Source organism: Citrobacter sp. LUTT5 (genome assembly GCF_009905315.1).
Classification (GTDB): Bacteria; Pseudomonadota; Gammaproteobacteria; order Enterobacterales; family Enterobacteriaceae; genus Citrobacter; species Citrobacter freundii.
Genome location: NZ_CP047606.1, coordinates 614964 through 626533, shown reverse-complemented (window position 1 = coordinate 626533; position 11570 = coordinate 614964). Strand labels below are relative to the sequence as shown.

Here is an 11570-nt window from a genome sequence, read left to right as displayed (position 1 = left end):
CCAGTACCCTATAATAATCAGGAATCGGAGATGTGCTATGTCTGATACCAAACGTAATACCATCGGCAAGTTCGGCTTACTTTCACTCACCTTTGCCGCGGTTTATAGTTTTAATAACGTTATCAACAATAATATTGAGCTTGGTCTGGCATCCGCACCGATGTTTTTCCTCACGACAATTTTCTACTTTATTCCATTCTGCTTAATCATCGCCGAATTTGTTTCGCTGAATAAAAACTCCGAAGCCGGTGTCTACGCATGGGTGAAAAGCTCGCTGGGCGGGCGCTGGGCCTTTATTACCGCCTACACCTACTGGTTCGTTAACCTGTTCTTTTTTACCTCGTTACTCCCGCGCGTTATCGCCTATGCCTCGTACGCATTTTTAGGCTACGAATACATTCTGACGCCGTTCGCCACAACCGTGTTAAGTATGGTGCTGTTTGCCTTCTCGACCTGGGTTTCGACCAACGGCGCAAAAATGCTGGGGCCGATTACCTCCGTCACCTCCACGTTAATGCTGCTGCTGACGCTGTCTTACATTTTACTGGCGGGTACTGCGTTGGTGGGCGGCGTGCAGCCTGCTGACCCCATCACCGTTGATGCAATGATCCCGAATTTTAACTGGGCGTTCCTCGGTATTACCACCTGGATATTCATGGCGGCAGGCGGCGCGGAGTCCGTGGCGGTATATGTCAACGACGTCAAGGGCGGGTCAAAATCGTTCGTGAAGGTCATTATCATTGCCGGGATTTTTATCGGCGTGCTTTATTCCATCTCCTCGGTGCTGATCAACGTCTTCGTCAGCAGCAAAGAGCTGAAGTTTACCGGTGGATCGGTGCAGGTATTCCACGGTCTGGCGGCATACTTTGGCCTGCCGGAACTGATCGTTAACCGCTTTGTCGGCCTGGTCTCCTTTACCGCGATGTTCGGCTCTCTGCTGATGTGGACCGCAACGCCGGTGAAGATCTTCTTCTCTGAAATTCCGGCGGGTATTTTCGGTAAAAAAACCGTCGAACTGAATGAAAACGGCGTACCGGCCCGTGCAGCGTGGATCCAGTTTCTGATCGTTATCCCGCTGATGATTATCCCAACGCTCGGTTCCAATACCGTGCAAGACTTAATGAACACCATCATCAACATGACCGCCGCCGCATCGATGCTGCCGCCGCTGTTTATTATGCTGGCCTACCTGAATCTGCGCGCAAAACTGGACCACTTACCGCGCGACTTCCGTATGGGTTCGCAAAAAACCGGCATTATTGTGGTATCAATGCTGATCGTCCTGTTCACTATCGGATTTATTGCCTCTACCTTCCCGAGCGGCGGAAATATCATAACCATTATTTTCTATAACGTCGGTGGGATTGTTATTTTCCTCGGTTTTGCCTGGTGGAAATACAGTAAATACATCAAAGGGCTAACCAAAGAAGAAAAAGCTATTGAGGCTGCTCCCGCTTCAAATATCAATTAATGACTAAAACATAATAACAATAAACAATATTCTCCAAGGCTATAACCAAAATAATTCGAGTTGCATGAAGGCGGCAAGTGAGTGAATTCCCAGGAGCATAGATATCTATGTGACTGGGGTGAACGAACGTAGCTAACGCACATGCAGCTTGAAGTATGAAGGGTATATAACAATAAAAATTATATTTTATTTGCTTAGGATCGAAGCATGAATAACATTAGCCATTATTGCAGGGCAATTATTGCCCTGCCCTTTTTCTGCGTCTCTTCTCTGGGTGCAGAAGAAGTTCGCCCTGCTGAACACGACGATACGAAAACACCTGCCATAACCACCCCCTCTTTTCGTTTTTATGGCGAATTAGGCATGGGTGGATATATGGATTTAGAAGGAAAAGATAAGCATAAATACAGCGACGGTACTTACATTGAAGGTGGCCTGGAGATAAAACACGGTTCATGGTTTGGTCTGATCTACGGCGAGGGCTGGACCGTGCAAGCCGACCATCAAGGCAATGCCTGGGTTCCTGACCATAGCTGGGGCGGATTCGAAGGCGGGATCAACCGCTTTTACGGTGGTTACCGTACCGATGCTGGAACAGAGGTGATGCTCAGCCTGCGCCAGGACTCCTCGCTGGATGACCTGCAATGGTGGGGGGATTTCACGCCAGACCTGGGCTACGTTATTCCGAATACCCGAGACATCATGACCGCCATTAAGGTGCAAAACCTGACCGGCCCTTTGCGCTATAGCGTGACCGCTACACCCGCCGGACATCACGATGAAAGCAAAGCCTGGTTGCACTTTGGTAAATACGATCGCTACGACGATAAATATACCTATCCGGCCATGATGAACGGTTACATCCAGTACGACCTGACTGAAGGCGTAACCTGGATGAACGGTCTGGAGATAACGGACGGTACCGGACAGCTGTTCCTGACCGGCATCCTCTCGCCCAACTTCGCCGCCCGCGCGTGGCACCACACGGGTCACGCCGACGGGTTGGATGTATCCGGCACCGAGACCGGCTATATGGTCAGCGCGATGTATGAAGCGCTAAAAGGCGTTTACCTCTCCACCGCATATAGCTACGCCAAACACCGACCGGATCGCGCCGAGGAAGAAACCACGTCCTTTATGCAGTTCGGTATCTGGTATGAATACGGCGGCGGACGTTTCGCTACCGCCTTCGACAGCCGGTTCTATATGCAGAATGCATCTGGTGACCCGAGCGACCAAATCTTCCTGATGCAATATTTCTATTGGTAACAAGGACCGGAACTCATGAATATCAAACCTCTTCTTACGCCGCTGGCCTGCCTCCTGCTGATGAACGTCTCTGCGCATGCCGCCAGCGTTAATGACTTCAAAAACATCATTAATCGCACCGGTGCGCCGGACTACATGCATGACTACGATCACGACGACCACCAGCGTTTTAATCCCTTTTTCGACCTCGGCTCATGGCATGGGCATCTGTTGCCAGATGGCCCCGCAACAATGGGCGGCTTTCCTGGCGTCGCACTGCTGACCGAAGAGTACATCAACTTTATGGCCAATAATTTTGACCGACTGACGGTGTATCAGCACGGTAAAAAGGTCGATTTTGCCCTCGAGGCTTACAGCATTCCCGGGGCGCTGGTACAGAAATTGTCATCAAAAGATGTACAGGTAGAGATGACGCTACGCTTCGCCAGTCCGCGCACTTCGCTGCTGAAAACCAAAATCACCAGCAACTCGCCGCTGGATCTGGTGTGGGACGGCGAACTGCTGGAAAAACTGGAGGCAAAAGAGGGAAAAGCCCTGTCGGATAAAACCATTGATGGCGAGTTCCCTGGCTATCAGCGCAAAATCACCGCCACGCACGACGGCCTGAAAGTCACCTTCGGCAAGGTGCGTTCAACCTGGGATCTGCTCACCTCCGGCGAGTCGGAGTATCAGGTGCATAAATCTGTCGCCATGAAAACCACGGTTAATGGTCATCGTTTCACGGGGAAGACCCATATCAACGGTTCGACGACGATTTACACCACCTGGTCTCATCTGCTTACCGCCGAAGATGTGGCAAAAGAGCAGCCGCAGATCCGCGATATTCTGGCGCGTCCTTCTTCTTACATGCTCGCCTCGCAGCAGCGCTGGGACGACTATCTCAAGAAAGGCTTAAACAACCCGGACGCCACGCCAGAACAAACCCGAGTGGCGGTGAAGGCGATCGAAACGCTGAACGGTAACTGGCGATCGCCGGGCGGCGCGGTAAAACACAATACCGTGACACCGTCGGTTACCGGCCGTTGGTTCTCCGGCAACCAGACCTGGCCGTGGGATACCTGGAAGCAGGCCTTCGCCATGGCGCACTTTAACCCGGAAATCGCCAAAGAGAACATCCGCGCCGTCTTTTCATGGCAGATTAAACCCGGCGATCCCGTTCGCCCGCAAGACGCCGGATTCATTCCCGACCTGATTGCCTGGAACCTTAGCCCCGAGCGCGGCGGCGACGGCGGTAACTGGAACGAGCGCAACACCAAACCCAGCCTGGCGGCCTGGTCGGTGATGGAGGTTTACAACGTCACCAAAGACAAGGCCTGGCTCGAAGAGATGTATCCAAAGCTGGTGGCGTATCACGACTGGTGGCTGCGTAACCGCGATCACAACGGCAACGGCGTACCGGAATACGGCGCGACCCGCGATAAAGCCCACAATACCGACAGCGGTGAAATGCTGTTTACGGTGAAAAATGGCGACAAGGAAGAAACCCTTTCCGGACTGAAAAACTACGCCAACATCACCAGTAAAGGCCAGTATGACAGCCTCGAGATCCCAGCACAGGTTGCTGCTTCCTGGGAATCCGGGCGTGACGATGCGGCAGTCTTTGGTTTTATCGACAAAGAGCAACTGGATAAATACGTCGCTAACGGTGGGAAACGCAGCGACTGGGTGGTCAAATTTGCCGAAAACCGCAGTAACGACGGTAAGTTGCTGGGTTACTCGCTGCTGCAGGAATCGGTCGATCAGGCCAGCTATATGTACAGCGACAACCATTATCTGGCGGAGATGGCGACCCTGCTCGGTAAACACAAAGAAGCGCAGCGCTACCGCCAGTTGGCGCAAAAACTGGCGGATTATATCAATACCTGCATGTTCGACCCAGACACCCGATTCTTCTATGACGTGAGGATCGAAGATACCCCGTTGACCAACGGCTGTGCGGGTAAACCAATCGTCGAACGTGGCAAAGGGCCGGAAGGCTGGTCGCCGCTGTTTAACGGGGCGGCAACGCAGCCCCATGCGGATGCGGTGGTTAAGGTGATGCTCGATCCCAAAGAGTTCAACACCTTTGTACCACTTGGTACTGCAGCGCTAACCAACCCCGCCTTCGGCGCGGACATCTACTGGCGCGGGCGCGTCTGGGTGGATCAGTTCTGGTTTGGGCTAAAAGGGATGGAGCGTTATGGCTATCGCGATGAAGCATTAAAACTGGCGGATACCTTCTTCAGCCACGCCAAAGGCCTTACCGCAGATGGTCCGATTCAGGAAAACTATAACCCGTTGACTGGCGCACAACAGGGCGCGCCGAACTTCTCCTGGAGCGCGGCACATCTCTATATGCTGTATAACGATTTTCTTAAAAAACAGTAATCTGTGACATACCGCCGGATGGCGCTTCGCTTATCCGGCCTACAAAGACACATTTTCATAGGCCGGATTAGGTGCTTGCACCGATATCCGGCAAATTCATTCTCTGGCTCCACTCCTTTTTTGAATCCCATCACAATCACGGCATTCCCCTTTTCCCTTTTACGCGGCGACGGCTAAATTAGAACTCATCCGACCACATAACAATAATTTTACATACTGGACACCTTTATGAGCTATCCGTCGCTGTTCGTCCCGCTCGATTTAGGCTTCACCACGCTTAAAAACCGCGTGCTGATGGGTTCAATGCATACCGGGCTGGAGGAGTATCCCGACGGTGCAGAACGGCTGGCCGCGTTCTACGCCGAGCGCGCTCGTCACGGCGTAGCGTTAATTGTGAGCGGAGGCATTGCGCCTGCGCTTTCCGGCGTGGGGATGGAAGGCGGCGCGATGCTCAACGACAGCAGCCAGCTTGCACACCATCGTGTCATTACCGATGCCGTTCATGACGAAGGCGGCAAAATCGCCCTGCAAATCCTGCACACCGGGCGTTACAGCTACCAGCCGCATCTGGTGGCCCCATCTGCTATTCAGGCCCCCATTAACCGCTTTACGCCACATGAGCTGACGCACGATGAAGTGCTGCAGTTGATTGAAGATTTTGCCCATTGCGCCCAACTGGCGCGGGAAGCGGGCTACGATGGCGTAGAAGTGATGGGGTCGGAAGGGTATCTCATCAACGAATTCCTGACTCTGCGTACCAACCAGCGCAATGACCAATGGGGCGGTGAGTATGCCAACCGCATGCGTTTTGCCGTTGAGGTGGTGCGAGCGGTACGTCAGCGTGCCGGTAATGACTTTATAATTATATTCCGCCTGTCGATGCTCGATCTGGTAGAAAACGGCGGAACCTTCGACGAAACCGTCCAGCTGGCGCAGGCTATAGAAGCCGCCGGGGCCACCATTATTAACACCGGTATTGGCTGGCATGAGGCGCGTATTCCCACTATCGCTACCCCAGTACCGCGCGGCGCGTTTAGTTGGGTGACGCGTAAGTTGAAAGGGCATGTGACGATCCCACTGGTCACCACCAACCGCATTAACGATCCCCAGGTCGCCGATGACATTCTGGCCCGTGGCGATGCCGATATGGTGTCGATGGCCCGTCCTTTCCTCGCCGATGCCGAACTGCTGTCAAAAGCGCAAACCGGACGAGCGGATGAGATCAACACCTGTATCGGCTGTAACCAGGCCTGTCTGGATCAGATCTTTGTCGGCAAAGTCACCTCTTGCCTGGTCAATCCGCGCGCCTGCCATGAAACTAAAATGCCGATCGTTGCGGCAGCTGTATCAAAGAATCTGGCGGTTGTCGGTGCGGGTCCTGCGGGCCTCGCCTTCGCCATTAATGCCGCCGCACGCGGACATCACGTCACGCTGTTTGACGCACATGGCGAAATTGGCGGGCAGTTTAATATCGCCAAACAGATCCCCGGCAAAGAAGAATTCTATGAAACCCTGCGCTACTACCGCCGGATGATCGACGTGACTGGCGTGACTCTGAAGCTGAATCACTTTGTCAGCGCACACGATCTGCACACTTTCGACGAAGTGATCCTTGCCAGCGGGATCGAGCCACGTATGCCGCCGATCGAGGGGATCGAACATCCAAAAGTGCTGAGCTATCTCGACGTCCTGCGCGATAAAACGCCAGTGGGCAAACGCGTAGCGATCGTTGGCTGCGGCGGGATTGGTTTCGATACAGCCATGTATCTGAGTCAACCCGGTGAAGCCACCAGCCAGAACATTGCGGAGTTCTGCGTGGAATGGGGGATCGACACCAGCCTGCAACAGCCTGGCGGCTTACGCCCGGAAGGTCCGCACTTATCCCGCAGCCCGCGCCAGATAGTGATGTTGCAGCGCAAAGCCAGCAAACCGGGGCAAGGTTTAGGTAAAACGACAGGCTGGATCCATCGCGCCACCCTGCTCTCACGCGGCGTGAAAATGATCCCGGCAGTCAGCTACCAGAAGATTGATGATGATGGGTTACACGTCGTGTTGAACGGCGAACCGGTGATCTTTAACGTGGATAACGTGGTGATTTGCGCCGGACAAGAGCCACGCCGTGAACTGGTCGATCCGCTGCACGCGGCAGGTAAAACGGTGCATCTGATCGGCGGCTGCGATGTGGCGATGGAACTGGATGCCCGACGCGCTATTGCGCAGGGAACCCGCTTAGCGCTGGAGATTTAACACGTTGTATCCCGTAGGTCGGATAAGGCAACTGCGCACATCTTTGCCTGATGACGCTACGCTTATCAGGCCTACGATGCAGCTCGTGTAGGCCGGATAAGGCGTTAGCCGCTATCCGGCACTAGGGCTTAACGACGGCGACCGGTTTTGACCGCTTTTAGCACCACGAATTTATTATTGGTGGCGATGGTTACGCAGTTGCCGAAAATCTTCTTCAACTTGTGGAAGTAGTCGAGGTGACGGTTAGCCACAATGTACAGCTCACCGTTGATTTTCAGGCAGCGGCGGGCGTGGTGGAACATCTCCCAGGCGATATTATCGGTCAGCGCATGCTTCTGGTGGAACGGAGGGTTGCAGAACACCGCGTTGAAGCGGAACGGTTCTACGCCGGAGAGCGCGTTATTAATCATAAATTCGCTGCGATCCAGCGCGTCCGGCAGGTTGGTTTCCACGTTCAGACGGCTGGAAGCGACCGCCATCGGTGATTCATCAACAAACACCACGCTGGCTTCTGGGTTCTTCGCCAGCAGCGTCATGCCCAGCACGCCGTTACCGCAGCCGAGATCGACAATCTCGCCTTCCAGGTTTTCCGGCAGATGCTCCATAAAGAAACGTGCCCCGATGTCCAGCCCGGTACGGGAGAAGACGTTGGCGTGGTTGTGGATAGTCCAGTCGGTGCCTTCCAGCTTCCAGCTCAGGGTCTGGGCGGTATCGGCCAGCGCCGGTTTGGTAAAGGTGCCGTTGATCAGGCGCGCCTTTTTCCATGCCAGCGTGGTGGTGGTTGGTCCCAGCACTTTCTCAAACAGCTCCAGCGTAGAGGTGTGGATATCACGCGCTTTTGCACCGGCGATGATACGCGTCTGCGGCGTGACCACTTCACGCAGGGCGCGCAGTTGCTGCTCCAGCAGCGCCATGGTTTTTGGCAGCTTAATCAGCACCACGCCCGGCGCCTGCGGATAGTCAGCGGTACTGTCGAGGAACTTGACGCTCGACTCGGCAATATCGTTGTGACGCAGGTTCTCACGTGTGGCAAGCTCGCTGAGATAGGAGTCGCCAATGCTGTACGGCGTATGTTCCGCCAGCGCACAGCCCAGCGCACCAAAGGTATCATTCAGGATCAGCACCGGGCCGCTAATTTCGGTATCGTCCAACTGTTGCAGCAGATATTCATCTGCAGCTTCCCACGCCAGCAGCGGGTTAACGTCATCCGTTTCCGGGAAACGTTTAAGTGACAGCGAACGGAAACCGTTGTCTATGTGGCTCATCGGCCCTCCTGAATGGTAAAATTTCGGCGTATCCCTGAAAAGGGTGCGTGAGTATACACTTTTTATACTTTATATGGGGCACTAATGAGTCAGTTGACCTATCTGCAAGGATATCCGGAGAATTTACTTTCTCAGGTGAGAACGCTGATTGCTGAGCAACGCCTGGGCGCAGTGCTGGAGAAGCGCTATCCGGGTACGCATGACTTCGCGACCGACAAAGCGCTCTGGCAATATACTCAGGATCTGAAAAATCAGTTTCTGCGTAACGCCCCGCCGCTGAATAAAGTCATGTATGACAGCAAGATCCACGTTCTGAAGAATGCGTTGGGGCTGCATACCGCCGTTTCTCGCGTGCAGGGCGGAAAGCTCAAAGCTAAAGCGGAGATCCGCGTGGCGACCGTTTTTCGCAATGCCCCCGAACCCTTTTTGCGTATGATTGTCGTTCATGAACTGGCGCATCTGAAAGAAAAAGAACACGACAAAACGTTTTACCAGCTGTGCTGTCATATGGAGCCTCAGTATCACCAACTGGAGTTCGATACCCGCCTGTGGTTAACGCAACAATCGTTAAAGCAAACTGCGTAGTCGCGCACTGGCTTTGTCTTCGGGGCATGCTAAATTGACGAAAGAATCCCTTTTCGCAGCCTGAAGGCCTTTATGATACGTTTCGCAGTAATTGGCACAAACTGGATCACCCGCCAGTTTGTCGATGCCGCCCATGAAACCGGCAAGTATAAGTTAACCGCAGTCTATTCTCGTAGCCTTGAGCAGGCACAGACCTTCGCCAACGATTACCCCGTCGAGCATCTGTTTACTTCGCTGGAAGCGATGGCGCAAAGCGAGGCGATCGACGCCGTCTACATCGCCAGTCCAAACTCCCTGCACTTCCCGCAGACCGAGCTGTTTTTGCGGCACAAAAAGCATGTTATTTGCGAAAAGCCACTGGCCTCCAACCTGGCGCAAGCCGAAGCCGCTATCGCCTGCGCGCGTGAAAACCAGGTCGTGCTGTTTGAAGCGTTTAAAACCGCCAGCCTGCCTAACTTCCTGCTGTTACAGCAATCGCTCCCAAAAGTTGGAAAAATCAGGAAAGCATTTATCAATTACTGCCAGTACTCCTCGCGTTACCAGCGCTATCTGGATGGTGAAAATCCGAACACGTTTAATCCGGCGTTCTCCAATGGCTCGATTATGGATATCGGTTTTTACTGCCTGGCCTCGGCGGTTGCGCTATGGGGCGAACCACAGAGCGTTCAGGCCAGCGCCAGCCTGCTGGAAAGCGGCGTGGATGCTCACGGTGTGGTGGTGCTGAATTACGGTGATTTCAGCGTTACGCTCCAGCACTCAAAAGTAAGCGATTCAGTATTAGCCAGTGAAATTCAGGGCGAGTCGGGATCGCTGGTCATCGAGCATATTTCCGAATGCCAAAAAGTGTGCTTTGTTCCGCGCGGGGGAAAAACGCAGGATCTGACGACGCCTCAACACATCAATACTATGCTGTATGAGGCAGAGGCTTTTGCCCATTTGGTTGAATCCGGCGAAGTGGATCACCCGGCACTGGCCGTCAGCCGTATCACCGCTAAACTGCAAACGGAGATTCGCCGCCAGACCGGCGTGGTTTTCCCGGCAGACGAGACGGTAACCTCGCTGACTGCGTAAAAGTGTGTAAATGGAATGTTGCAGGCCATTGACTGAATGCATGGCCTGTAATATTTTGTAACCCGCAAAGGGGAGTAACTTCGTTGTCGGTTGATCGTCATTACGATGTGTGAAAAACCACATCCGGTCACCGGGCGATAACAAAGGAATACGCCATCGTATTCCTTTGTTGTTGTAAGTGAGACCTTGCCGAATGGCAAGGTCTATGCATAAAAAGCAGCGGCTAACGTCATTCGGCGTTGGCCGTTTTTTTTATGCATGGGGAAATACAATGAATACTGTCGGCACACCGTTGTTATGGGGTGGCTTCGCTGTCGTAGTGGTAATTATGCTGGCCATCGACCTGCTGTTGCAGGGTCGTCGTGGCGCACATACGATGTCGATGAAACAGGCTGCGGCCTGGTCAATCGTCTGGGTAACGCTGTCGCTACTGTTTAACGCCGCCTTCTGGTGGTACCTGGCGGAAACCCAGGGCCGCGCCGTTGCCGACCCACAGGCACTGGCGTTCCTGACCGGCTATCTGATCGAAAAATCGCTGGCAGTAGATAACGTCTTTGTCTGGTTGATGCTCTTCAGCTACTTCTCAGTGCCGCCTGCGTTGCAGCGCCGGGTATTGGTGTATGGCGTGCTGGGAGCAATTGTTCTGCGTACGATCATGATCTTCGCCGGCAGCTGGCTTATCACCCAGTTTGAGTGGTTGCTGTACGTGTTCGGCGCGTTCCTGCTGTTTACCGGCGTGAAGATGGCTCTGGCGAAAGAAGATGCCTCCGGTATCGGCGACAGACCGTTAGTACGCTGGCTGCGCGGCCATTTACGCATGACCGATACCATCGAAGATGAAAAATTCTTCGTGCGTAAAAACGGTCTGCTGTTTGTCACGCCGCTGATGTTGGTGTTGATTCTGGTTGAGCTGAGCGACGTGATTTTCGCCGTCGACAGTATTCCGGCTATATTTGCCGTTACCACCGACCCGTTCATCGTGTTGACCTCGAACCTGTTTGCTATTTTGGGGCTGCGTGCGATGTACTTCCTGCTGGCGGGCGTGGCAGAGCGTTTCTCCATGCTGAAGTACGGCTTGTCGGTCATTCTGGTGTTTATCGGTATTAAGATGCTGATCGTCGATTTCTACCATATCCCGATCGCTATCTCGTTAGGCGTGGTATTTGGCATTCTGTTTGTGACGCTGATTGTTAACGCATGGGTCAACCACCAGCACGATAAAAAGCAGCAAATACAGTAAGTTTCATCTGCTAGCTGAAAAGCCCGGCAGCACACTGCGTGCGTCGGGCTTTTTG

Annotated in this window: 8 protein-coding genes; 7 read left to right on the top strand and 1 reads right to left on the bottom strand. The window is 53.5% G+C overall.

The genetic code is table 11. The features are described from left to right. Positions 1–37 precede the first annotated feature (37 nt). The 4 genes from GUC46_RS03055 to GUC46_RS03040 all read left to right on the top strand — a co-directional run bounded on the left by GUC46_RS03055 (position 38) and on the right by GUC46_RS03040 (position 7354). On the top strand, positions 38–1471 hold the full coding sequence (locus tag GUC46_RS03055) for an amino acid permease (protein ID WP_160179730.1): 1434 nt from the start codon (positions 38–40) through the stop codon (positions 1469–1471). A 207-nt stretch (positions 1472–1678) separates the two neighbouring features. Then, positions 1679–2740: a protein YgjJ gene (gene ygjJ, locus GUC46_RS03050; RefSeq protein WP_160179727.1), complete on the top strand. Its 1062-nt coding sequence runs from the start codon at positions 1679–1681 to the stop codon at positions 2738–2740. A 15-nt stretch (positions 2741–2755) separates the two neighbouring features. Next, positions 2756–5107, top strand: coding sequence for an alpha-glucosidase (ygjK, locus tag GUC46_RS03045; RefSeq protein WP_160179725.1), 2352 nt, complete (start codon positions 2756–2758; stop codon positions 5105–5107). A 228-nt stretch (positions 5108–5335) separates the two neighbouring features. Further along, positions 5336–7354, top strand: a complete 2019-nt coding sequence (locus GUC46_RS03040; RefSeq protein WP_130715094.1) for an FAD-dependent oxidoreductase — start codon at positions 5336–5338, stop codon at positions 7352–7354. Positions 7355–7482: 128 nt separating this feature from the next. Here GUC46_RS03040 and rlmG read toward each other — a convergent pair whose 3' ends face one another. Continuing rightward, positions 7483–8619, bottom strand: coding sequence for a 23S rRNA (guanine(1835)-N(2))-methyltransferase RlmG (gene rlmG / locus GUC46_RS03035; RefSeq protein WP_003024789.1), 1137 nt, complete (start codon positions 8617–8619; stop codon positions 7483–7485). An 84-nt stretch (positions 8620–8703) separates the two neighbouring features. On the opposite strand from rlmG, the gene GUC46_RS03030 reads away from it, so the two are divergent. From GUC46_RS03030 to GUC46_RS03020, 3 genes are all read left to right on the top strand, one after another. After that, positions 8704–9204: a YgjP-like metallopeptidase domain-containing protein gene (locus GUC46_RS03030; RefSeq protein WP_160179723.1), complete on the top strand. Its 501-nt coding sequence runs from the start codon at positions 8704–8706 to the stop codon at positions 9202–9204. A 72-nt stretch (positions 9205–9276) separates the two neighbouring features. Continuing rightward, entirely contained in the window at positions 9277–10275 is a 999-nt protein-coding gene (locus GUC46_RS03025; protein WP_003846207.1) for a Gfo/Idh/MocA family protein, read from the top strand. Positions 10276–10546: 271 nt separating this feature from the next. Continuing rightward, the gene (locus GUC46_RS03020) at positions 10547–11515 is read left to right on the top strand and encodes a TerC family protein (protein WP_003828551.1); all 969 of its coding nucleotides are present in this window, start codon (positions 10547–10549) and stop codon (positions 11513–11515) included. The last annotated feature ends 55 nt before the right edge of the window (positions 11516–11570 follow it).

Bases quoted from the DNA above. Each gene is read 5' to 3' on its own strand.
- GUC46_RS03025 (WP_003846207.1), top strand. From the start codon at position 9,277: ATGATACGTTTCGCAGTAATTGGCACAAACTGGATCACCCGCCAGTTT.
- rlmG (WP_003024789.1), bottom strand. From the start codon at position 8,619: ATGAGCCACATAGACAACGGTTTCCGTTCGCTGTCACTTAAACGTTTC.
- GUC46_RS03055 (WP_160179730.1), top strand. From the start codon at position 38: ATGTCTGATACCAAACGTAATACCATCGGCAAGTTCGGCTTACTTTCA.
- ygjJ (WP_160179727.1), top strand. From the start codon at position 1,679: ATGAATAACATTAGCCATTATTGCAGGGCAATTATTGCCCTGCCCTTT.
- ygjK (WP_160179725.1), top strand. From the start codon at position 2,756: ATGAATATCAAACCTCTTCTTACGCCGCTGGCCTGCCTCCTGCTGATG.
- GUC46_RS03030 (WP_160179723.1), top strand. From the start codon at position 8,704: ATGAGTCAGTTGACCTATCTGCAAGGATATCCGGAGAATTTACTTTCT.
- GUC46_RS03020 (WP_003828551.1), top strand. From the start codon at position 10,547: ATGAATACTGTCGGCACACCGTTGTTATGGGGTGGCTTCGCTGTCGTA.
- GUC46_RS03040 (WP_130715094.1), top strand. From the start codon at position 5,336: ATGAGCTATCCGTCGCTGTTCGTCCCGCTCGATTTAGGCTTCACCACG.